General features: G+C 71.5%; 15 protein-coding genes and 1 pseudogene. 8 read left to right on the forward strand and 8 right to left on the reverse strand.

Annotation, left to right across the window (positions count from 1 at the left end; translation table 11 throughout):
- Positions 1–82: 82 nt before the first annotated feature.
- A complete protein-coding gene (locus tag V2W30_RS23755) occupies positions 83–1,117 on the forward strand; it encodes a glycosyltransferase family 2 protein (RefSeq protein ID WP_338699552.1) in 1,035 nt (344 codons plus the stop codon).
- A gap of 46 nt (positions 1,118–1,163) precedes the next feature.
- On the opposite strand, the gene V2W30_RS23760 is transcribed toward V2W30_RS23755, so the two are convergent.
- The 4 genes from V2W30_RS23760 to V2W30_RS23775 all read right to left on the reverse strand — a co-directional run bounded on the left by V2W30_RS23760 (position 1,164) and on the right by V2W30_RS23775 (position 6,947).
- Complete coding sequence (locus V2W30_RS23760; protein WP_338699554.1) at positions 1,164–2,834, reverse strand: LCP family protein; 1,671 nt, start codon at positions 2,832–2,834, stop codon at positions 1,164–1,166.
- An 87-nt stretch (positions 2,835–2,921) separates the two neighbouring features.
- Positions 2,922–4,586 carry an LCP family protein gene (locus tag V2W30_RS23765; protein ID WP_338699556.1) on the reverse strand — a complete coding sequence of 555 codons (1,665 nt, stop codon included), beginning with the start codon at positions 4,584–4,586 and terminating at the stop codon, positions 2,922–2,924.
- Positions 4,587–4,832: 246 nt separating this feature from the next.
- Positions 4,833–6,053 (reverse strand): LCP family protein, encoded by a 1,221-nt coding sequence (locus V2W30_RS23770; protein WP_338703736.1) that lies wholly within the window; start codon positions 6,051–6,053, stop codon positions 4,833–4,835.
- A 138-nt stretch (positions 6,054–6,191) separates the two neighbouring features.
- A complete protein-coding gene (locus V2W30_RS23775; RefSeq protein ID WP_338699557.1) occupies positions 6,192–6,947 on the reverse strand; it encodes a TIGR03089 family protein in 756 nt (251 codons plus the stop codon).
- Positions 6,948–7,221: 274 nt separating this feature from the next.
- Here V2W30_RS23775 and V2W30_RS23780 point away from each other — a divergent pair, with 274 nt between their 5' ends.
- The 3 genes from V2W30_RS23780 to V2W30_RS23790 all read left to right on the forward strand — a co-directional run bounded on the left by V2W30_RS23780 (position 7,222) and on the right by V2W30_RS23790 (position 10,922).
- The gene (locus tag V2W30_RS23780) at positions 7,222–8,574 is read left to right on the forward strand and encodes a peptidoglycan recognition protein family protein (RefSeq protein ID WP_338699559.1); all 1,353 of its coding nucleotides are present in this window, start codon (positions 7,222–7,224) and stop codon (positions 8,572–8,574) included.
- A gap of 91 nt (positions 8,575–8,665) precedes the next feature.
- Positions 8,666–9,748 carry an NDP-sugar synthase gene (locus tag V2W30_RS23785; RefSeq protein WP_338699560.1) on the forward strand — a complete coding sequence of 361 codons (1,083 nt, stop codon included), beginning with the start codon at positions 8,666–8,668 and terminating at the stop codon, positions 9,746–9,748.
- 127 nt (positions 9,749–9,875) lie between these two features.
- On the forward strand, positions 9,876–10,922 hold the full coding sequence (locus tag V2W30_RS23790) for a DNA-3-methyladenine glycosylase 2 family protein (protein WP_338699562.1): 1,047 nt from the start codon (positions 9,876–9,878) through the stop codon (positions 10,920–10,922).
- Between the two features lie 71 nt (positions 10,923–10,993).
- Here V2W30_RS23790 and V2W30_RS23795 read toward each other — a convergent pair whose 3' ends face one another.
- The 3 genes from V2W30_RS23795 to V2W30_RS23805 are packed head-to-tail and all read right to left on the reverse strand — an operon-like array spanning position 10,994 to position 13,822.
- Positions 10,994–12,301: a coenzyme F420-0:L-glutamate ligase gene (locus V2W30_RS23795; protein ID WP_338699563.1), complete on the reverse strand. Its 1,308-nt coding sequence runs from the start codon at positions 12,299–12,301 to the stop codon at positions 10,994–10,996.
- Positions 12,298–13,266: a 2-phospho-L-lactate transferase gene (cofD, locus tag V2W30_RS23800; protein WP_338699564.1), complete on the reverse strand. Its 969-nt coding sequence runs from the start codon at positions 13,264–13,266 to the stop codon at positions 12,298–12,300. The genes V2W30_RS23795 and cofD overlap by 4 nt, the downstream gene beginning before the upstream one ends.
- Positions 13,267–13,309: 43 nt before the next feature.
- Complete coding sequence (locus V2W30_RS23805; protein ID WP_338699566.1) at positions 13,310–13,822, reverse strand: cysteine dioxygenase family protein; 513 nt, start codon at positions 13,820–13,822, stop codon at positions 13,310–13,312.
- A gap of 694 nt (positions 13,823–14,516) precedes the next feature.
- Here V2W30_RS23805 and V2W30_RS23810 point away from each other — a divergent pair.
- From V2W30_RS23810 to V2W30_RS23820, 3 genes and pseudogenes are all read left to right on the forward strand, one after another.
- Positions 14,517–14,780, forward strand: a complete 264-nt coding sequence (locus V2W30_RS23810) for a WhiB family transcriptional regulator (RefSeq protein WP_127831770.1) — start codon at positions 14,517–14,519, stop codon at positions 14,778–14,780.
- 295 nt (positions 14,781–15,075) lie between these two features.
- Positions 15,076–18,764 (forward strand): annotated as a pseudogene (locus tag V2W30_RS23815) (glycosyltransferase).
- Complete coding sequence (locus tag V2W30_RS23820) at positions 18,761–20,251, forward strand: DUF5719 family protein (RefSeq protein ID WP_338699571.1); 1,491 nt, start codon at positions 18,761–18,763, stop codon at positions 20,249–20,251. Before V2W30_RS23815 ends, V2W30_RS23820 begins: the two are co-directional and overlap by 4 nt.
- Positions 20,252–20,275: 24 nt before the next feature.
- Here V2W30_RS23820 and V2W30_RS23825 read toward each other — a convergent pair whose 3' ends face one another.
- Complete coding sequence (locus tag V2W30_RS23825; RefSeq protein ID WP_338699573.1) at positions 20,276–20,773, reverse strand: metallopeptidase family protein; 498 nt, start codon at positions 20,771–20,773, stop codon at positions 20,276–20,278.
- A gap of 321 nt (positions 20,774–21,094) precedes the next feature.
- Here V2W30_RS23825 and V2W30_RS23830 point away from each other — a divergent pair, with 321 nt between their 5' ends.
- Positions 21,095–21,472 carry a DUF3499 domain-containing protein gene (locus V2W30_RS23830; RefSeq protein ID WP_338699576.1) on the forward strand — a complete coding sequence of 126 codons (378 nt, stop codon included), beginning with the start codon at positions 21,095–21,097 and terminating at the stop codon, positions 21,470–21,472.
- Positions 21,473–21,485 lie beyond the last annotated feature (13 nt).

Below are 21,485 nucleotides of genomic sequence, written 5' to 3' on the forward strand. Positions count from 1 at the left end.
TAGGCCGATACGATCTCCTGCCCGCGGTAGCGACCCGGGCGGGGCGCGCCCGTGTCCCCCATTAGCGGTAACGTGGCGCCCGATGAACGCCAACGCCAATACCGCCGAGCAGCTCCCCGCCGTCTCCGTGATCATGCCCATCCTCAACGAGGAGCGGCATCTGCGGGAGGCCGTGGAAGCGATCCTGGCGCAGGAGTACGACGGCGAGATGGAGGTCGTGCTCGCGCTCGGCCCGTCCAGCGACCGTACGGACGAGATCGCCGCGCAGCTCGTCGCGGAACACCCCAGCGTGCACACCGTGCCGAACCCGACGGGTCGCACCCCCGCCGCCCTGAACGCGGCGATCAAGGCGTCCCGCCACCCGGTCGTCGTCCGCGTCGACGGGCACGCAGCGCTCTCCGCCGGGTACATCGCCACCGCGGTCCGCCTCCTGGAGGAGACCGGTGCGATGAACGTCGGCGGCATCATGCACGCCGAGGGCACCAACGCCTGGGAGCAGGCCGTCGCCGCCGCGATGACGTCGAAGATCGGCGTCGGCAACGCGGTCTTCCACACCGGCGGCGAGGCGCAGTCGGCCCTCACCGTCTACCTCGGTGTCTTCCGCCGCGAGGCCCTGGAGCAGCAGGGCGGGTACAACGAGGAGTTCATCCGCGCCCAGGACTGGGAGCTGAACTTCCGGATCCGTGAGGCCGGCGGCCTCATCTGGTTCTCGCCCGAGCTGAAGGTCTCCTACCGGCCGCGCCCCACCGTCAAGGCGCTCGCCAAGCAGTACAAGGACTACGGCCGCTGGCGCCACGTCGTCGCCCGCTACCACTCGGGCTCGATCAACCTGCGCTACCTCGCCCCGCCGGCCGCCGTCTGCGCGATCGCCGCGGGCCTCGTGGTGGGCGCGGCCCTCACCCCGTGGGGCTTCGTCATCCCGGGCGGCTACCTCGCGGCGATCGTCGCGGGCTCGGTCCCGGCGGGCAAGGGGCTGCCGCTCAAGGCGCGCGTCCAGATCCCCGTCGCCCTCGCCACGATGCACATGACGTGGGGCTGGGGCTTCCTCACCAGCCCGAAGTCGCTCGCGAAGAAGGTCATCGCGTCGCGCCGCCCGGCCGTCCTCGCCTCCAACTGACGCCCCGGGTGCGGGAGTCCGACTCCCGCACCCGGCGACTCCCGCTCTACCAGGTGTAGTTCGGGTCCACCTTCATGCACTCCTTGTCGTTCGCGCCGTTCTGCGTCTGCTCCTTGTCGAGGGCCTTGCTCGCGTCCTCGTCGTCGGCCTTCGGGTAGGCGGTGCCCGTCCTCCAGTCGGCTCCCACGGTCAGCGTCACGCCGGACACGTCCGTCGACTTCTTGACCGAACTCAGCGGAATCCCGAGGGACTTGGCGACGGCCTGCGCGTCGCCCTCCAGGTCGGCGGACGGGTAGTCGATCACCGTCTTCTCCGCGACGAGGGACTGCGCCTGGTCCGCGACCGCCAGCGCGAAGCCCTTCCCGGTGAGGGTGCGTGTCACGTCCGACGCTCGTCCGGGCACCGCCGCGGCCGTCGCCGTCCGGGTGCCGTTGCGCACCTGCACCGCGATCTTGTCGTCGGCCGCCGCCGGATCGTCCGAGGTCTCGTCCGCCGACTTCTTCTTCTTGCCCTTGCCGTCGAGCGAGACGTCCTCACGGATCAGGCGCCACAGTGCGTCGGCCTCGTTCGCCTTCGGTGCCACGCGCGCACCCTCGTACACGAACGGCATGGTCGTCATCGTGATCCGGCCCGGCTCGGGCTTCTTCAGCTCGTTGCTCAGGTCGTACAGCTTCTTGACGGTGTCGAGGCCGTCGTCGACATGGAGCGCGTCGGTCGCCTTCTCGGCGAGCGTGCGCAGCTTGTTCGGATGGCTGATCGTCGCGTTCTTGCGCAGTTCGCGCACCATCGAGCTCATGTACATGTGCTGCGCCTTGGCGCGCGCGATGTCGGAGCCGTCCTCGAAGCCGTGCCGGGTGCGCAGCCACTGGAGAGCCTGCTCGCCCTTGACGTACGTCGTGCCCTTGCGGAGCTTCAGGTTGGTGCCCTCGCCGGTGGCGTGATTGCGCCCGTCGAGATTGGCGTCGACGCAGACAGGCACGCCGCCGACCGCGTCCGCCATCGACACCACACCCGAGAAGTCGACCATCATGAAGTGGTCGATGTGGATGCCGGTCATCTGTTCCCAGGTGGCGACCGTGCAGCCCGGACCGCCGCGCGCCAGCGAGGAGTTGACCATCTGCCGGGTGACCGTGGCCTCGTACACCTTGCCGTTCTTGGGGTCGGTGCACTTGGGCAGCTTGACGAGGGTGTCGCGCGGCATGCTCACCACCGACATGTTGCTGCGGTCCGCCGACAGGTGAAGGAGCATCTGCACGTCGGCGAGCGCGGCCGCGCCGACACTCTCCTTGTGCCCGCCGAGCTTCAGGTTCTCCTTGCTGTTACGGCTGTCGGAGCCGATCAGGAGGATGTTCAACGGGGTCTGGCCCGCCGCGTTCGGCGTCGGTTTCGCCGCCTTGTGCTCGCCGAGGTTGAGCTTGTCGGTCTTGATGTTGCCGTTCAGATGGCGGTAGTAGAGGTAGCCCGCGCCTGCCGTGCCCAGCACGAGGACCGCGAGGACACCGGCGATCCAGCCCAGTATTCGGTGTCTGCGCCGCTTCGCCCGGCTGCCGCCGCGTCGGTGTCCCCGAGGCGGTCGGTCGGCGGCCCCGGTGTCGTCACCGGGCGCCGCACCCGCGTACAGGGATTCGTCCCACCCCAGATCATCGGCGCGGGCCGGCGAACCGCCCCCGCTGCCGCCCGGCCGTGAACGCTCCCCGCGCACACCGCTTCGCCCCATGTCCCGCCCCACCCTCCCCGCCCCTTGGCCATGACTCGGCCGCCCCGCTGTCGCTTGGTTAGACAGTCGAAGGGCGGCCGAGGTTGGTCACTGGGCACACACAGTCTTGTCCGCTGTTTGTTTGTCGACGTCCGGCGCCTTCGCCGACGCGCCGTCGATGGGTGTCCCCGCACCCTTGAAGTCCTTGCCGAGGATCAGCACGATCGCCGGCAACCCCTGGTCGTTCGTCTCGCTCTTGCCTTCCTTCATCGCGGAGGCGGGCAGCCCCATGATGTCCGCGAGTCGCCGGGCCTGGTCGGCCTGGTCGGGCGAGTATTCCAGCGAAGTCTTCGCCTGCGTCGGCTTGTTGCCGAGCTGGGTGGACTTCGTGACGCCCTCGCTGTTCTGCAACCAGGTCAGGGTCGCCTGCGCGGCGCCCGGCCGCTCACTGCCGTTGTAGATGTCGACGCGCACCGCGGAGGCGGCAGACTTGCTGCCCTTGAGCTTCGCGGCCTGCGCGGCTTTCTTCTTCTTCTTGGTCTCCGTCAACGACACGTCGTTCTTGATGGCGTTGAAGACCGCGGGCGCCGCCGTCTCGTTCACGACGACGGTGGCGTGCACCTTCTCCGTCGGGTTGTCGACGACGGGCGTGGTGACGAACGAGAGGTTCTTCGGCGGCACCTTCTTGATCTCGAGGGCGACGTCCTTGAGCTTCGTCAGACTCCCTATGCCCTGGTCGACCGTGAGCGCCTTGGTCGCGGCCTCGGCGAGACTCGTCAGCTTGGTCGGGCTCTTGAGCGTGTCACTGGAACTCATCTTGCGGGCGAGGGACCCCAGGAACTGCTGCTGCACCTTGATGCGGTCCAGGTCGCCCTGGTTGCCGAAGCTGTGCCGGGTGCGCAGGAACGCGAGTGCCTGCTCGCCCGCCAGGTTGTGCTCACCCTTGGTGAGTTTGAGGTGCGAGTCCGGGTCGTCCACGTCCTTGCCGACACACACCTTGACGCCACCGACCGCGCTGGTCAGCGACTTCACCGCGTTGAAGTCGGCCATCATGAAGTGGTCGGGGGTGATCCCGGTGACCGCCTTGACCGTCTTCATCGTGCAGCCGGCGTCGCGGCCGTCCTGTCCGAGGCTGGTGTTGAAGCGGACCTGGCTGGTGCCGGGGATGACCTTGCCGTCGACCGTGCAGTCCGGAACGTCCACGATCAGGTCGCGCGGAATGCTCAACGCGGTCGCGTTCGTACGGTCCTTGGAGACGTGCAGCAGGATGTTGGTGTCGGCGTGGCCGACGCTGCCCTTGTCGCCGTAGCCCTCGTTCCCCTTACCGGTCCGCTTGTCGGTGCCGATGACGAGGATGTTGAACGCTTCGTCCTTGCTGAAGCTGTTCTTGGCCTCGGGGGTGTCCGTGACGGTGATGTTGCCGTTCAGGTGGTTGTAGTACAGATAGCCACCGACGGCGGTCAGCAGCACCACGAAGGACAGCCCGCCGGTCGTCCACAGCAGCACCTTCTTGGCTGTCGACTTCTTCTTGGGCTTCGAGCGCCGCCGCCCGGGACCGGAGGCCGGTTCCTGGGGCTCACGCCGACGCCGCTGCGGGGGCACGTCACGCTGCTCCCGCCTGCCGCCGCGCGGAGCGGAGCGACGCGGTCCCGGCACCGCCGACTGCCCAGAGGAAGGGCTCAGTCGCAGTTCGTAGTCACCGGTCTGCGGGTTCAGTACCCACTGGTCTGCGGGATCGACATTGTCTGCCCGCCCACGGCCTTGCGCGTCCACGGTTTTTTGAGTCCTCCGTCGGGGCCACGCGGCGCCCTACCCCCCTCAAAGCGGGCGCCCGATCAGTCGGTGTGCAGTGCGTGACCGTCCCAACGCGACAGGGCCGGGTGCACCGGATCGCTCACACTATCCGCCCAGTTCAGCGTCAAGCGACGGCGGTGACAAATTCCACTCCCCTACAACTGGGCAATCCGGACCATTCAATTGAAGCTCTGGGCCCACAGACAGCTTCTGATGACTCCGTCTTTACCCGCAGCCGTCCTGGGCGGCCGTGTTCCCCCGGAAGGTGGGCGCGGGAGAGGGGCTGCTCCCCTTCCCGTCCTCCTCCCACTCCTCCTCATAATCTCCACTCTCCACGTATTCGTCACCTTCCTCTGAAATGCCCGAACTGTCGCTCTCTGTCTGTGTGTCGGCGGGCGTCTCCTTGGTGACCACGAGCGGCGCGTCGGTGCGCAGCCGCGTGAAGAGCTGCTCGGCGGCGGGTTCGACGAGCTGATCGCGGTTGGCGTTGTAGACGTACGACTCGCGCGGCACGGTCAGGAACTGCAACCGGTCGGTGGAGATGCCGCGCAGCCCGCGCACCAGGTCGTAGAGACCGCGCAGACTGGCGAGCCCCGGGTCGGTGGTCAGTGAGGACGTGGCGGCGTCGAGCACGGGGTAGAGCCGGGCCGGATTGAGCAGCACGCCGTTGCTCTGCACCTTCTCGACGAGCGCGCCGAGGAATCGCTGCTGGCGGTCCATCCGGTCGGTGTCGCTGCCGTTGCCGAGGGTCTTGCGGGCGCGTACGTAACCGAGGGCCTGCTCGCCGTCGAGGAGATGCCGGCCGGCGGCCAGCTTCAGGTGCGAGTCGGGGTCGTCGATCGGCTTGTCGAGGCAGACCTCGACACCGTCGACGGCGTCGACCATGTTCTTGAACCCCTGGAAGTCGACGACCATGTGGTGGTCGATCCTGATGCCCGTCATCTTCTCGACGGTACGGATCGTGCAGGCCGAACCGCCCACTTCGAAGGCGTAGTTGAACATGGCGAACATCGGTTCGGTGCGGGTTCCGTCCGAGGTGCGGCACGCGGGCACGTCCACCATCAGGTCGCGGGGGAAGGAGACGGCGGTCGCGCTCTTCCGGTCGGCGGCGACGTGCAGCAGGATCGTGGTGTCGGAGCGCTGGGTGCCGTCGTTGCGCCCGTACTTTCCGTTCTCTCCCGCGCGGGAGTCGGACCCGATGAGCAGCAGGTTCTGCGCGCCGTCGACGAGGACGGTCGGCCGCTCCTTCTCGTAGCGCGCGAGTTCGGAGGCGGCGTCGGTGTCCTCGCGGATGTTCCCGCTGAGCTTCTCGTACGCGATCCAGCCCGCACCACCCACCACGAGCACCAGGAACGCCGCACCGATCGCCGTGTACCGCAGCCATCTCCTACGGCGCCGGGTGCGGCCGGCGCCGGTGGGGGAGGAGCCGTTGCCCGGGCCGAGCATGGCTGCGGAGTCGGTCACGTGCGGTTCCCCCTCATGGACGTACTCATGACGACGTAGCGGCCCCAAGAAGACAAGGCGTCACTACGACCATGGACTCCACGGCGCCGCGGGGCCGGGGGAACGGGGCCGAACGGGTGGCTAGTGCACGGTGGCGGTGACCCGCTCGGCCTCGATGCGCTTGTCGAGCGTGCCCTGGTCGAGCGCGTCGAGCCGAGGGCACAGCACGACCGAGCCGCCGGTCGCGAGCGGGGCGTAGAGCCCGGCGCTCAGCCCGTGCCAACTCCCGTACCCGAGGCCGGAGAGCAGCCGCGACCCGGGCCCGGTCAGCCCGAGCTCCACCGCGTCGGCGGCCGCCTTCTCGACGACCTCGGCACCGGTCCGTCCGGCTCCGGAGGTGACCAGCGCGAGGGCGTCCGGGTCGACCGGCGAGAACGGGGCGAAGCGGTCACCCTGCCCCGGCACCTCCACGGCGTAGTCGACGAACCCCTCGGGCGTCTGCGGGAACCGCCCGCCGAGTGGCCGCAGCGCGAGGGCGACACGCTCCCCGGAGCAGGCACGGGCCTCGTCGAGCGAGTCGGGCCCACTGACCACGAGGTCGGCAGCGGCGGGATCCCCACCCACATCGGCGACGACACCGACCGACGAACAGGCGAGCAGCCACACGGCGGTCTGCCAGTGAGCGGGCAGCAGCAGAGCGAGCCGATCGCCGGGCTCGGCGCCCAGATCGCCCTGGAGCAGATTGGCGGTCTTGGCCACCCAGTTGGCGAACGTGGCCACGGACAACTCCACGCGCTCCCCGGTGGAGTCGTCGTAGAAGGTGACGAGCGGCCGCCCCGGATCGGCGACGAGCGCGGCGTTCAACAGGGCGGCAGGAGTACGGGGAGCGGCATTCACACCCCCAGCGTAAGCCGCCACCGCCCCCTGGCCGGAACGGCGGGGAGCCGGCCCACGACGCGAGGGGACGTGTCGGGGTACCCCCGCAGGACTCCGCAGGAACACAGCGCGGGGGACCCGACATCGGTCGTCCGGAAACAACACGACCCATCCGGTCGAGGAGGTACCCCGACACGTCCCCGACACCCCCACCGGGCGGCACACCCCCACACCACCCACAAGCCGTCACCCGAGCACCCGTATGACCCACCCGGTTGGCCGGAAAGGAACCGATATGCCCACGATCGTGGGCATGCGTGGATTCCTTGCTTCCTCGATCGGCGTCACCTGCGCGGCCGCCCTGGCCCTCCCGCTCACCCTCCCCACAACGTCGCACGCCGCGCCCACTCCGGCGCAGGACGCGCTCCCGGGCAGCACCCAGTCGCTCCCCCTCACCCCCCTCACCGCCAACCGAGCCGCCGGCACCCCCCAGGAACAGGGCCTGCCGCAACGCGACGTACGCCCGTTCTCCCTGGTCGGCGTCGTCTGGGACGACCCGGACGCGGAACTCCACGGCCACGTACAGGTCCGCACCCGCACCACGGGCACCACCACCTGGTCCGTCTGGCAGGACGTGGAGACCCACAACGACGACGCCCCGGACCCGGACACGGCCGAGCGCACCTCGGGCCGCATCCACGGTTCCACGGCGCCGCTGTGGGTGGGCGACTCCGACGGAGTGGAGGTCCGAGTCAAAGCAGAAGAAAGCCAGCCCACCCGAGCCACACAGCAGGACCAGCCCCTCCTCCCCGAGGGTCTCCGCCTGGAACTGGTGGACCCGGGAGACGAACCTTCCCAGGGCGCCCCCGCGGACGCCCCCCGGGCCACGACCCTCACGGCCGAGTCCGCCGCGGCCTCCGCGGTGAACGCCGAACTCGCCCCGCTGGGCGCCGCTGCCGTCCCCGCGCTCACCAAGAAGGTGACGGAGGACGAACTGATCGAGGCGCGAGGCGGCGAGCCGAGGACGACCAAGGTGCGCCCCTACGTGGGAGCCCGCCCCCGCATCATCACGCGCAAGGGATGGGGAGCGAACGAGAAGCTCCGCGAGCGCGACTTCGTCTACACGAAGACGGTCAAGGCGGCGTTCGTCCATCACAGCGCATCGGGCAACAACTACCGCTGCTCCCAAGCGCCTTCGGTCATTCGCAGTATCTACCGCTACCACGTCAAGAGCAGTGGCTGGCGAGACATGGGCTACAACTTCCTCGTCGACAAGTGCGGCAACATCTACGAAGGCCGCGCCGGCGGGATCGCCAAGCCCGTCATGGGCGCGCACACCCTCGGCTTCAACACCAACAGCATGGGCGTCGCGGTCCTGGGCACGTTCGGCCGCTCCAACCCGCCCGGCGCGGCGCTGAGCGCCATCGCGAAGCTCACCGCGTGGAAGCTCGGGCTGTACGGGGCAAATCCGCGCGGGACGACATATCTCAAGTCGGGCGGTGGCAATCTTTACCGCAAGGGAAAGAATGTGCGACTGCATGTAATCTCCGGCCACCGGGACGGCTTCGCGACCGAATGCCCGGGACGCCGTCTCTACAACAAGCTCGGCAAGACGCGTAGCAGCTCCGCCCACCTCCAGGGCCGCTGAGACCGGCCGGCCCGGGCACCTCGCACGGTCTGCATACACTGGCCGGCCGAAAGACAGTTCGGCCGGCCCCAGCAGGAAGCAGAGACGACAGGTGACAGAAGCGATCCTCCTGGTCGGCGGCAAGGGCACCAGACTGCGCCCGCTCACGGTGAACACGCCGAAGCCGATGATCCCGGCCGCGGGCGTCCCGTTCCTCACGCACCAACTGGCGCGGGCGAAGGCGGCGGGCGTGGACCACATCGTCCTCGCCACGTCCTACCTGGCCGAGGTCTTCGAGCCGTACTTCGGCGACGGCTCCCGCCTGGGCCTGCACCTGGAGTACGTCACCGAGACCGAACCCCTCGGCACCGGCGGAGCCATCCGCAACGTCGCCTCGCACCTGCACTCGGGCCCCGACGACCCGGTCCTGATCTTCAACGGCGACATCCTGACGGGCCTGGACATCAGGGTGCTCGTCGACGAGCACGAGAGGACCGGCGCGGACGTCTCCCTGCATCTGTCGCGCGTCGAGGACCCGCGCGCGTACGGCCTGGTCCCCACGGACGGGACGGGCAGGGTGCAGGCGTTCCTGGAGAAGCCGCAGACCCCGGAAGAGATCGTCACGGACCAGATCAACGCGGGCGCGTACGTCTTCCGCCGCTCGGTCATCGACACGATCCCGACGGGCCGCCCGGTCTCGGTCGAGCGGGAGACGTTCCCGGACCTGCTGTCCTCCGGCGCCCACCTCCAGGGCATGGTCGACTCCACGTACTGGCTGGACCTCGGGACCCCGCAGGCCTTCGTGCGCGGCTCGGCGGACCTGGTCCTGGGCCGCGCCCCGTCCCCGGCGGTGCCGGGCCGCTGCGGCGACCGCCTGGTCCTGCCGACGGCCACGGTCGCGCCGGACGCGAAGCTCACCGGCGGCACGGTCGTCGGCGAGAACGCGCGCGTGGGCGAGGGCGCCCGGGTCTTCGGCTCCACGATCCTGTCCGGCGCCGTGATCGAACCGGGTGCGGTCATCACGGACTCGCTGATCGGCAGGGGCGCCCACATCGGGGCCCGCACGATCCTCAACGGCGCGGTGATCGGTGACGGAGCCCACGTCGGCGCCGACAACGAGCTCCAGACGGGGGTCCGGGTCTGGTGCGAGGCGACGCTCCCCGCGGGCGCGGTCCGCTTCTCCTCGGACCAGTAGCGATCAGGATCGCCCAGGAGCTCCCCGTAGCGACCGGGAGCGACGGTCCTCACGCCGTGAACGGGGGCGGGCAGGCCAGGGAACCCCCTACCCTCGAAACACACACCCGCCCCACCCGAAGGACCCCGTGGCAGGCCGCCGATACGTCCCGCGTACCCAGACACCGCGCACCCGCACCACGGTGCGCGGCGGCGACGCGGGCACCCAGGTCCCCCCACAACAGACGCACACCGCCACCCCCGCCTCCACCCCCGACCTCACCCCCAAGGTCACGACGCACACCCCCGCCACCCCCCTCCACCTGGGCCTGACGCTCGGCCCGCTGCGCAGAGGCCCCGCGGACCCCACGTTCCGCACCACGCCCGACGGCTCCGTGTGGCGGGCGAGCCGCACCCCGGAGGGCCCGGCCACCCTCCGCGTCACGGACCGGGGCGACACGGTCAGGGCCGAGGCCTGGGGCCCGGGGGCCGACTGGTTCCTGGCGCACCTGCCGCGGCTCCTGGGCGAGACGGACGACCCGGCCACGTTCGAGCCGCGCCACCGCCTCGTCGCGCAGACGGCCCGTCGCCGACCGGGCCTGCGCCTGACCCGCACGGGCCTGGTCCTGGAATCACTGATTCCGTCGATCCTGGAACAGAAGATCACGACGGACGAGGCTTACCGTGCCTGGCGCCTGCTCCTCCACACGTACGGGGAACCGGCCCCGGGCCCGGCCGGTCAGGAGCTGCGGATGCGCGTCATGCCGGACCCGCGCACCTGGGCGCTGATCCCGTCCTGGGAATGGCACAGGGCAGGCGTCGACAACAAGCGGGCGTCCACGATCCTGCGCGCGGTCAAGGTGGCCCGCCGCCTGGAGGAGGCGGCGGACATGGACCCGGCGGCCGCCCGCACCCGCCTCGAACTCGTCCCGGGCATCGGCCCCTGGACCTCGGCCGAGACGGTCCAGCGCACGCACGGGGCGCCCGACGAGGTGACGACGGGCGACCTACACCTCCCGGGCATCGTCGGTCACGCCCTCGCGGGCAACCGTGACGCGACGGACGACGACATGCTGGAGCTCCTCGCCCCGTACGCGGGCCAGCGCCACCGAGCGGCCCGCCTGATCCTGCTCAGCGGCGTCTCACCGCCCCGCAGACAGCCGAAGATGCGCAAGGTCAACATCGCCGACTGGTAACCACCCCACACCCCACACCCCACACCCCAAGCCCCACGCCCCCCCCCGCGCCCGACGTCACGCGCCCGACGTCACCGCACCTCGACGAACTCCCCGACGACCCGCTCAGGCCGCGCCCCGGGCTCCGCCGCCGCATGCCCCACCGCGACGGCCCCCATCGGGTCCCACGACTCCGGCAGCTCCAGCACGTCCCGTACGACGTCCCGGCAGAACATGGTCGACGACACCCAGGCGGAGCCGAGCCGCTCCCCGGCCAGCGCGACGAGGAAGTTCTGCACCCCGGCCCCGGTGGCGACGACGAACATCTCGCGCTCCGCGGCGTCCCGCCGCGCGTCCCCGTACGTGTGCGACCCGTCCATCACGAGACAGGGCACCACCAGATACGGCGCGTTGCGCAGCACGTCCCCGCGCCGCACCCGCTTCGCGATCGACTCCTCGCTCTTGCCGTCCCGCCGCAGATCCGCGACCCACGCGTCCCGCATCGCGTCGAGCAGCCGTACGCGCGACTCCTCGGATTCGAGCAGCACGAACCGCCACGGTGTCGTGTGATGCGGCGCGGGCGCGGTGACGGCGGCCGCGACGGCCCGCCGCACGGCACCCGGGTCGACCGGCTCGTCGGTGAAGGCCCGCACGGTGCGCCGCTGCGTCACGGCCTCCCGCACCGCCTCCGACGTCCCGAGCCGGAACATGTCGTCACGTGCCACCCGCACCAGCTCGCGCGCGGAACCGTCCCGCGGGGACACGACGTCACCGAGCCCGCGCACGACGGCGACCGGCAGCCCGCCGGCCTTGCCCTTGACGAGGTCCCCGGCGGCGGCCAGTTCGTCGGCGGTCGCCACGACGGTCGCGCTCAGCGGATTCCCGTACGCGTCCACGCCGCCCCGCAGGTCGTCGAGGACCCGCACTCCGGCGGCGCCGATGGCCACGTCGGTCAGACCGTTGCGCCAGGGCCGGCCGAAGGTGTCGGTGACGACGACGCCGACCTCGACGCCCAGCGCGTCCCGCACCCCGTCCCGGATCGCCGCCGCCGAGGCGTCGGGGTCCTCGGGCAGCAGGAGCACGGTCCCGGCGGGGGTGTTGGACGCGTCGACCCCGGCCGCGGCCATGACCAGACCCAGCTTGTTCTCGACGATGCGCAGCGTCCCGCGGCGCGCCACGACCCGTACGGTCTCGGCGTCGATCGCGGCCTCCCGGTCGTCCGCGCGGACGATCCGGCCCTCGGCCTTGCTGACGATCTTCGAGGTGACGAGGAGGACGTCCCCGTCGGCGAGGCCGGGCTCGGCGGCGACGATCAGCTTGGCGAGGTCGTCGCCCTCACGCACCTCGGGGATCCCGGGGACGGCCCACGCGCGAAAGGACGGAGCGGCCGAGGAGGTCACGCGGTCCGCACCTCCTCGGCGAGCTGAAGCGCCGCGCGCGCCATGTCGGCGGCGGCGGTGCCCACTTCGGGGTCGGTCATCATCAGCGGTACGGCCCGGCAGCGGATCCCGGCGCTCTCGACGCGCTCCACGACCCCGGCGTCCACGGTGTCGACGAGCCATCCGTCGAGCAGGCCCGAGCCGTAGTGCTCGGCGACGGCGGCGGCGCTGGACTCGACGCCGACGGCCGCGAGGACCTTGTCGGCCATCCCGCGCACGGGGGCGTCGCCGACGATGGGGGAGAGCCCGACGACGGGCACGCCCGCCTCGGCGATGGCCTCCCGGATGCCGGGCACGGAGAGGATCGTGCCGACGCTCACCACGGGGTTCGACGGCGGGAAGAGGATGACGTCGGCCGCGGCGATCGCTTCGAGCACCCCGGGCGCGGGCTTGGCCTGCTCGGCGCCGACCGGCACCACGGCCTGTGCGTCCACGGAGGCCCGCAGCTTCACCCAGTACTCCTGGAAGTGCACGGCCTTGCGCTCACCGTCGATGTCGACGGCGACGTGCGTCTCCACGCGGTCGTCCGACATGGGGAGGAGCCGCACGCCCGGCTTCCAGCGCTCGCACAGCGCCTCGGTCACCGCGCTGAGCGGGAACCCCGCCGCGAGCATCTGCGTACGGACGATGTGGGTCGCGAAGTCCCGGTCGCCGAGCCCGAACCACTCGGGTCCGACGCCGTACGCCGCGAGCTCCTCCTTCACCGTGAAGGACTCGCCCGTACGACCCCAGCCCTGCTCCTCGTTGATGCCGCCGCCCAGCGTGTACATCACCGTGTCGAGGTCGGGACAGACCTTCAGACCGAAGAGGTGGATGTCGTCCCCGGTGTTGCCGATGACCGTGATGTCCGCGTCCGGGGCGGCCAGTTTGAGACCACGAAGGAACCGGGCACCACCGATGCCGCCTGCCAGAACCACAATGCGCATGCGCCCAGCATCGCAGGCACCTCCGACAGCGCGTCGGCCGGTCTCAGACAGTGACCCCGTCGACGGCGTCGACCTCGTCCGCCACCGCGCAGACGGCGCTGTGCATCGGCATCTCGGTCAGGCCGGGGTAGTACACGTGGAGGCTGACGGCCGGTTCGAGGGAGTCGTTCACGACCTCGTGGACGTAGCCGGGCGCGAACACGCGCTGCGCGCCGGGGGAGAGGGCGAGGCCGCCGCGTTCCGTACGCTCCGTCAGTTCGCCCTCCAGGAGCGTCAGTACGCCGGAGGAGCGGCCGTGGTCGTGCGGTCCGCTGCCCTGGCCGGGCACCCAGGACAGCAGCCACACCTCGTAGCCGGGGCCGGTGCGCAGCCGGTGGTACCAGCGCGAGGTGGCGTCGTACTCGACGAGGTGCTCCCACTGGGAGCGGTCGGCGGCGATGGCGCGGGCCAGGCCCACGAACTCGGCCACGGTCTCCGGGTGTTCCCGGGCGGGCTGGAGCAGGTGGGGTACTTCGAGGATGTCGCCGGCGATCTGGAGGTCGCTGTCGCTGTTCATCGGGTGTGTGGTTCCTCGGCGGAGAGTGCGGTGCGGAAGCCCTGGTCAGGGGCAAAGGGCCGTACAGAAGAGGAGAGCGTGGAGAAACGCGGTGAAGCGGTCGGAGCCCGCAGGCTCAACGACTCAACAGCCGGAACAGCAACAGCTGTGGTGCGCGCGGGCAGCGGAGACGGACCCGGCGGTGCGGGACGTCGACGGTGCCAAGTTCGCGAGCATGCCCACCAGGACACCGGTTCATGCCTGAGCTGTCAACTCGCTGTCCGGATTGTGGGATATGTTTCACCTCATCCGGTATCTCTCTCAGGCGAAAGGTTTGTGCAGGGCCTGAGCCGGACATGTGGCGCATCGACCCGGTGCGCAAACGCCGTTGCGATCCCGTGATCCGACTGTGATCCGGTTCGCTTCCGTAGGCGCACAGGAACGCGATCAAACTCCGCGGCGTCCTTCCTTGTAGTGGTTTGCAGCGAGGGAAGTGGGGGCTGGCCCTCCAGATGGGCCGCTGGCAAGTGTCACGGTTTTTGCCGATTTGAACACTTTCCGCATAGCCTTGGTTCCGCAGAGTGAATAAGGGGCCCAATAGCAGATCTCGGCTTGACTGCCCCGGATCGGCACACTTGTAATTTCACTCGTGTCGTTCAGCCGAAATCGGTAACGGCAACATCACGGGGACGCACGGACAGACGAGGGGCGCACTATGACCGAGTCGTTTCAGGATCTGCTGGTCGAGGACGCGGAAGAGGAACTCGGCTGGCAGGAGCGCGCGCTGTGCGCCCAGACCGACCCCGAGTCGTTCTTCCCCGAGAAGGGGGGCTCCACGAGGGAGGCCAAGAAGGTCTGCCTGGCGTGCGAGGTCCGCTCGGAGTGCCTCGAGTACGCGCTGGCCAACGACGAGCGCTTCGGCATCTGGGGCGGCCTGTCCGAGCGTGAGCGCCGCCGCCTGAAGAAGGCCGCCGTCTAGCCGCCGACCCGGACATCGACCCGGACATCGATCTGGGCGTCGATCCGGACGCCGATCAGTCCCTGATCCGGACATCGATCCAGTCCTCGATCGGGACATCCGTCGAGACACCCGTCGAGACATCGATTCGCGCGCTCATCCGCGCGGTACGCACGGCCCGCTGCCCTGGGTTGTCCACAGGGGGCGGGCCGCGGTTGTTGGCAGCCGTTAGTGTGGGGCCCCGTCCGAGACGCCACCGCGCCCCCACCGGGCACAGGCGTCCACCGCAGTCCAACGAACCGGGGCCCGTACCTCGATGTCCGTGCACAGCCACTCGGCAGGCCAATTCGGTGCTGCCGCCGCCGCGTTCACCCCGGGGCACGCCGCAGGGCTCGACCCGAGCAGCGCCCCCGAGTTCCCCAGGCATGTCGTCACCGCCGTCGTCGTCTCGCACGACGGAGCGCGCTGGCTGCCCGACGTCCTGTCAGGACTGCTCGGCCAGGAGCGCCCCGTACAGAACGCGATGGCGGCCGACACCGGCAGCTCCGACGAGTCCGCGGCCCTGGTCGCCGCGTCGCTCGGCGACGAGCGCGTCCTGCACCTCGCCCGCCGCACCGGCTTCGGCCAGGCCGTCGACGAGGCCGTACGCGGCGCGGGGGTGCTCACCCCCGAAGAGCTGCCCTACTTGAAGCGGCCGAGCGGCTGGGACCCCGTCAGCCGCTCCTGGCGCGACGACGCGTACGACCTGCCCGACCTGCCGCACGGCGAACCCGAGCAGTGGCTGTGGCTGCTGCACGACGACTGCGCGCCCGAGCCCGACGCGCTCGCCCAGATGCTGCGCGTCGTCGAGATGGAGCGCGAGGCCGGCGCCGACGTCGCGATCGTCGGCCCCAAACTGCGCGGCTGGTACGACCGCAGGCAGCTCCTGGAGGTCGGCGTCTCCATCGCCAACTCCGGGCGCCGCTGGACCGGCCTCGACCGCCGCGAGCAGGACCAGGGCCAGCACGACCACGTACGGCCCGTCCTGTCCGTGTCCACCGCCGGCATGCTGATCCGGCGTGATGTCTTCGAGCAGCTCGGCGGGTTCGACCGCAGGCTGCCGCTGATGCGCGACGACGTCGACCTGTGCTGGCGCGCCCAGGCCGCCGGGCACCGCGTCGTCGTCGCCCCCGAGGCCGTCGTGCGGCACGCCGAGGCCTCCTCGCGCGAGCGCCGCACCGTCGACTGCGTGGGCCGCACCGCCTCGTCGCCGCACAAGGTCGACAAGGCGGGCGCCGTCTACACCCTGCTCGTCAACGCGCGCGCGGCGGTGCTTCCCTGGGTCCTCGTCCGCCTCGTGCTCGGCACGCTGCTGCGCACGATCGCCTACCTGGTCGGCAAGGTGCCCGGCCAGGCCTTCGACGAGATCGCCGGCCTGATGGCGACGCTGCTGCGGCCGGGGCGCATCCTTGCCGCCCGCAAACAGCGCGGCAAGGGAAGCGTCGATCCCAAGGAACTGCGACCGCTGTTCCCGCCGCCCGGCGCGACCGTGCGGCTCACCGTCGAGCAGGTCGCCGGAAACCTCTTCGGCGCCGACGACCCCGAGACCTCCACCGCCGGACGCCACGGCGGCGGCGGTCTGGAGCCCGGGGCCGGCGACGACGCCGAGTTCATCCAGATCGAGCGGTTCGCCCGCCTCAAGCGCGTCGCCCGCAAGCCCGGACCCGTGCTCTTCGTGGTGCTGCTCTTCGTCTCCCTCATCGCCTGCCGGGCGCTGATGGGCGGCGGCGCGCTCGCCGGCGGAGCGCTGCTCCCGGCCCCCGGCGACGCCTCCGACCTGTGGGCGCGCTACCTGGACGCCTGGCACGCGACCAGTACGGGAGGCACGCAGTCGGCGCCCCCGTACCTCGCGCTCATCGCCGCGTTCTCCACCGTCCTGTTCGGCTCCACCGGCCTCGCGATCACCGTGCTGCTGGTCGGTTCGGTGCCGCTCGCGGGCTTCGCCGCGTACTTCGCGTCCAGGCCGCTCGTCGAGTCGCGCCTGCTGCGCGCCTGGGCCGCCGTCGCCTACGCGTTCCTGCCCGCCGCCACCGGAGCCCTCGCGGGCGGTCGGGTCGGCACGTCCGTCCTCGCGATCCTGCTGCCGCTCATCGCGCGCGCGGGGCTGTCCGCGTCGGGGCTGATGAACGACCGGGGGGCCCGCGGCAGTTGGCGCGCCACCTGGGCGTACGCCCTCCTGCTGACGCTCGCGACCGCCTTCACGCCCCTCGTGTGGCCGATCGCCCTCGTCCTCGGCATCGCGCTCCTTGTGGTGCGCCGCGGCGACATCACCGCCTACGGGCTGCGTTTCCTGGCCGCGCTCGGCACGCCGCTGCTGATGCTCGCGCCGTGGTCCCTCACGCTGCTGCCGTTCGGCTTCTTCCAGGAGGCCGGACTGCCGTACGGGAAGGGCGCCGCGACCGCGGTCGGACTGCTCGGCGCCTCGCCGGGCGGCTCCGGCACGACGGGCAGTCTGCTGCTCATCGGCATCGTGCTCGCCGCGCTCGCCGCGCTGCTGCGCCAGGAGCGCCGCCTCGCGGTCCTCACCGCCTGGACCGTCGCCGTGGTGGCGCTGGTCTTCGCGGTCCTGTCGAACCACTCGACGTGGGCCGGCCCCGCCACCCTCGTCTACGGCATTGCGCTGCTCGCCGCCGCCGCGCTCGGCGCCGACGGTGCCCGCTCGCGCGTGGCCGAGCAGAGCTTCGGCTGGCGCCAGCCGGTGGCCGCGCTGATCGCCTTCGCCGCCGCCGCGGGCCCGCTGCTGCTCGCCGCGGGATGGATGATCCGCGGCGCCGACGGCCCCTGCAGCGGCGTGACCCGGTCCAGGTGCCCGCGTTCGTCGCCGAGGAGGCCGGCACGCACGACCAGGCCCGCACCCTCGTCCTCGACGGGAACACGGGCGAGGTCGCGTACTCGCTGGTCCGCGGCGCGGGCGCCCGGCTCGGCGACAGCGAACTGACCGAGGCCGCGGGGCGGAACACCCGGCTCGACAAGGTCGTCGCGAACCTCGTCGCGGGCTCCGGCGCCGACCAGGCCGACCAGCTCGGCGGCTTCGCCGTGCGCTACGTCCTCGTACGCGACGGCGCGCCCCGCCAGATGGGCCGCGTCCTCGACGCGACGCCGGGCCTGACCCGGCTGAGCCAGCAGGACGGCACCGCGCTGTGGCGCGTCGACCGGCAGGTGGCGCGGGCGGTCGTCCTGCCCACCGCCGCCACCGGTTCGACGTCCGAGCAGGCCAGGGCCGTCGCCGCGGGCCCCGTCGACATCCACACGAAGGTGCCCGCGGGCGGCGAGGGCCGCGTGCTGCGCCTCGCCGACCAGGCCGCCGAGGGCTGGACCGCCACCCTCGACGGCGCGCCTCTGACGAAGACCACGGTCGACGGCTGGGCGCAGGGCTTCGAACTGCCGCCGTCCGGCGGCACGCTGGACGTCACCTACGACGCGCCGATCACGCACACCGCATGGCTGTGGATCCAGGGCGGGCTCGCCCTCGTCCTCGTGGTGCTCGCCCTGCCGGGCCGCCGTCGCGAGATCGACGACGACCTGCCGGAGGAGCCGGTCGTGCCCGCACAGGCCGTCGCGGGCGAGGGCCGTCGCGCCCGCCGACTGCGCGCCCAGGCCGAGGCCGAGCAGGCAGCGACCGGCGTCGACACCGGCAGCGGCAGCGGCGGAGATGACAGCATGCCGCCTCCTCCGGAGGAGGCGCCGGTGCAGATCCCGCAGCAGGAGACGTACGGCGAGTGGGACCAGCCGACGTACGCGGCCGCCGAGTACGGCACCTACGCGGCGGGGGAGCAGCAGTACCAGGGCGCCCCGTACGGCTACGACCCGCAGGCCCAGCAGGCCGACCCCTACCAGGCCGGCCAGTACGACCCGTACGCCTACGGGGGCACGTACGAGACGCAGGCGCCGTACGACCCGACGTACGAGCAGCAGGGCCAAGGCCACGGCACCGACAGTGAGCGTTCCGACGGGAGCCAGCAGTGAACCGCACGACCCTCTCCCTGATCGCCGCGGTGACGGCCCTGGCCGCCGTCACCGGGTTCGCCGCCGCGTCCCAGCCCGGCGGCGAGGACGACACGGCGGCCAAGGCCGCCGCGCACCTGCCCGTCGAGCGGTCCAGTCTGCTCTGCCCGACGCCCAGCCAGTCCGACCTGGCGGAGACCGCGTACACGTCGTACACGCCCGTCACCAAGGACGCGCAGGACTCCGGCAAGGCCGAACTGCTGCCCACGGAGACCGGTGCGAGTGACAGCGGGGCGAAGGGGAAAGCCAAGACGCCCAAGTCGGTCGTCACCCCGAAGGAGCCCGGCAAGCCCGCCGCGGGGGAGGCCTCCGGAGCCGACGAGCCGGCGCTGGTCGGCACCGCGGACGGCAAGCTGGCCCCCGGCTGGACCGTCCAGCAGACCACCACCGTGGAGGCGGGCACCGGCCGCGGCCTGCTCGGCGTGAACTGCTCGGCGCCCGACACCGACTTCTACTTCCCCGGCGCGAGCACCGCCGACGACCGCAACGACTACATCCACCTCACGAACCCGGACAACGAGGCCGCGGTCGTGGACGTGCAGCTGTACGGCCCGGACGGCGCGGTCAAGTCAGAGGTCGGCGAGGGCATCCAGATCGGCCCGCACTCCAGCGTCCCGGTCCTGCTGTCGACGCTGACCGAGAAGGCGTACACGAACCTGACGCTGCACGTGAGCGCGCGCAGCGGCCGGGTCGCGGCCGTCGTGTCGGCGGCCGACGACAAGCTGGGCGGCGACTGGCTGCCCGCGTCCGCCGACCCGGCGGGCTCCCTCGTGCTGCCCGGCATCCCGAAGGACGCCACGAACGCGCGCCTGGTCGTCTTCGCGCCGGGCCAGGACGACGCCGACCTGAAGGTCCAGCTCGCCACCTCCAGCGGCAAGATCGTGCCCGCCGGGCACGACTCGCTGCATGTGAAGTCCGGCATGACCGCCGCGGTCGACCTCGGTCAGGTCACGCGCGGCGACGCGGGTTCGCTGATCCTGACGCCCACCGAGGACGCGGTGCCGGTCGTGGCCGCGCTGCGCGTCACGCGCGGCAAGGGCGCCGATCAGGAGACGGCGTTCATCCCGGCCACCCGTGACATCGGCGGCCGCGCCACGGTCGCCGACAACCGCGCGAAGGGCTCGACGCTCGCCCTGACCGCGCCCGGCGCCACCGGCAAGGTGAAGGTGACCGCGTCGCAGGGCACCGGGGGTGGCACCGCGACCACGAAGGAGTACACGGTCAAGGGCGGTACGACCCTGTCGGTCACCCCGCCCGTGCCCGCCGGCCTGAAGGGCACGTACGCGCTGACGGTGGAGCCGGTGTCCGGCGGCGAGGTCTACGGCTCGCGGATGCTGGAGGAGAAGCAGGACGGCGTCCCCGCGTTCACCGTGCAGACGCTGCCGGACGACCGGGGGACCGTGTCGGTGCCGCAGGCAGGCGAGGACCTGTCGGTGCTTCAGAAGTGACCGGCTCCGGGAAGGGCGGCGAGGTCAGTCCTCGCCGTCCTCGAAGTCCCCGTAGCGCGGATCCACCGTCTCCGGGGTGAGCCCGAGGACCTCCGCGACCTGCTCGACGACCACGTCGTGCACCAGTGCCGCGCGCTCGTCGCGGCCCTTGGTGCGGATCTCCACGGGACGCCGGTAGACGACCACGCGCGCGGGCACCCCGTCCCGTGCCGCGATCGTGCCGCCCAGCGGCACCGAGTCACCGCCCCACGCCTCGTCCTCCGCCGTCAGGCGCGGCACCTCCAGGACGAGGAAGTCGATGTCGGCGAGCTGCGGCCAGCGCCGCTCAAGACGCTCCACGGAGTCCTGTACGAGGTCCGCGAAGACCTCGGCGCGGCTGGCGGCCAGCGGCACCTGCGGCGGCGCCACGGGCCCGCGCATGCCGCGGCCGTGCCGGTCGCGGCGGCGCGGCGGGCGTGGCTCGCCGGGGGCGGACGCGGGGGCCGGGGCGGCGGTGTTGTCGGGTTGTGCGGGCCTTTCCATCACCGACGCAGCGTAGTCCTCCCGGGCCCGGGAGGCGGTGGCGCGCGGTGCCGGGCGCGGGATGTCGCATCCTGACCGATCAAGCCATTCTTGGGCCTGATTCCACATCCCTCCCGGACCGTTGATCTCGCGACTATTGACGGCATTTGCCCCGAGTGGTGACCGCTTTCAACTGTTCGGTGGGGCGCACGACCCCGGGTCGCCCCAGGTCACGAGGGCGCTCGCGCCGGCCGGTGTGCGCCGTCTCACACCACGACACGGTGGGGTGACCTCAGGGAGAGTCGTCGCGGCCCGTTCAAGAGTGCGGTACCGTCCAACGTCGTGAGCCCTGTACGTCGCTGTTCGCGCACCGCTTGCGGCCGTCCCGCCGTCGCGACGCTGACGTACGTCTACGCCGACTCGACCGCGGTCCTCGGCCCCCTCGCCACCTACGCCGAACCCCACTGCTACGACCTGTGCGCCGAGCACTCCGAGCGCCTCACCGCGCCGCGTGGCTGGGAAGTCGTCCGGCTCGCCGACAGCAGCGGTCCCGCGCGGCACAGCAGCGACGACCTCGAAGCCCTCGCCAACGCCGTGCGCGAGGCGGCCCGCCCGCAGGAGCGCGCGGCCGGAGCCGGTGGCTCGGGGGCGCGCTCCGCGGACCCGATGGAGGTCGCCCGCCGCGGCCACCTCCGAGTGCTGCGCTCGCCCGACAACTGACCCCGTACGGGGG

Origin of the sequence: Streptomyces sp. Q6, assembly GCF_036967205.1 — a bacterium.
In the GTDB taxonomy this organism is placed as follows: domain Bacteria; phylum Actinomycetota; class Actinomycetes; order Streptomycetales; family Streptomycetaceae; genus Streptomyces; species Streptomyces citrinus.

What these genes read in the sequence shown, in the direction of transcription:
- V2W30_RS23755 (WP_338699552.1), top strand. Translation starts at nt 83, where the DNA reads ATGAACGCCAACGCCAATACCGCCGAGCAGCTCCCCGCCGTCTCCGTG.
- V2W30_RS23760 (WP_338699554.1), bottom strand. Translation starts at nt 2,834, where the DNA reads ATGGGGCGAAGCGGTGTGCGCGGGGAGCGTTCACGGCCGGGCGGCAGC.
- V2W30_RS23770 (WP_338703736.1), bottom strand. Translation starts at nt 6,053, where the DNA reads ATGCTCGGCCCGGGCAACGGCTCCTCCCCCACCGGCGCCGGCCGCACC.
- V2W30_RS23780 (WP_338699559.1), top strand. Translation starts at nt 7,222, where the DNA reads ATGCCCACGATCGTGGGCATGCGTGGATTCCTTGCTTCCTCGATCGGC.
- cofD (WP_338699564.1), bottom strand. Translation starts at nt 13,266, where the DNA reads ATGCGCATTGTGGTTCTGGCAGGCGGCATCGGTGGTGCCCGGTTCCTT.
- V2W30_RS23805 (WP_338699566.1), bottom strand. Translation starts at nt 13,822, where the DNA reads ATGAACAGCGACAGCGACCTCCAGATCGCCGGCGACATCCTCGAAGTA.
- V2W30_RS23810 (WP_127831770.1), top strand. Translation starts at nt 14,517, where the DNA reads ATGACCGAGTCGTTTCAGGATCTGCTGGTCGAGGACGCGGAAGAGGAA.
- V2W30_RS23825 (WP_338699573.1), bottom strand. Translation starts at nt 20,773, where the DNA reads ATGGAAAGGCCCGCACAACCCGACAACACCGCCGCCCCGGCCCCCGCG.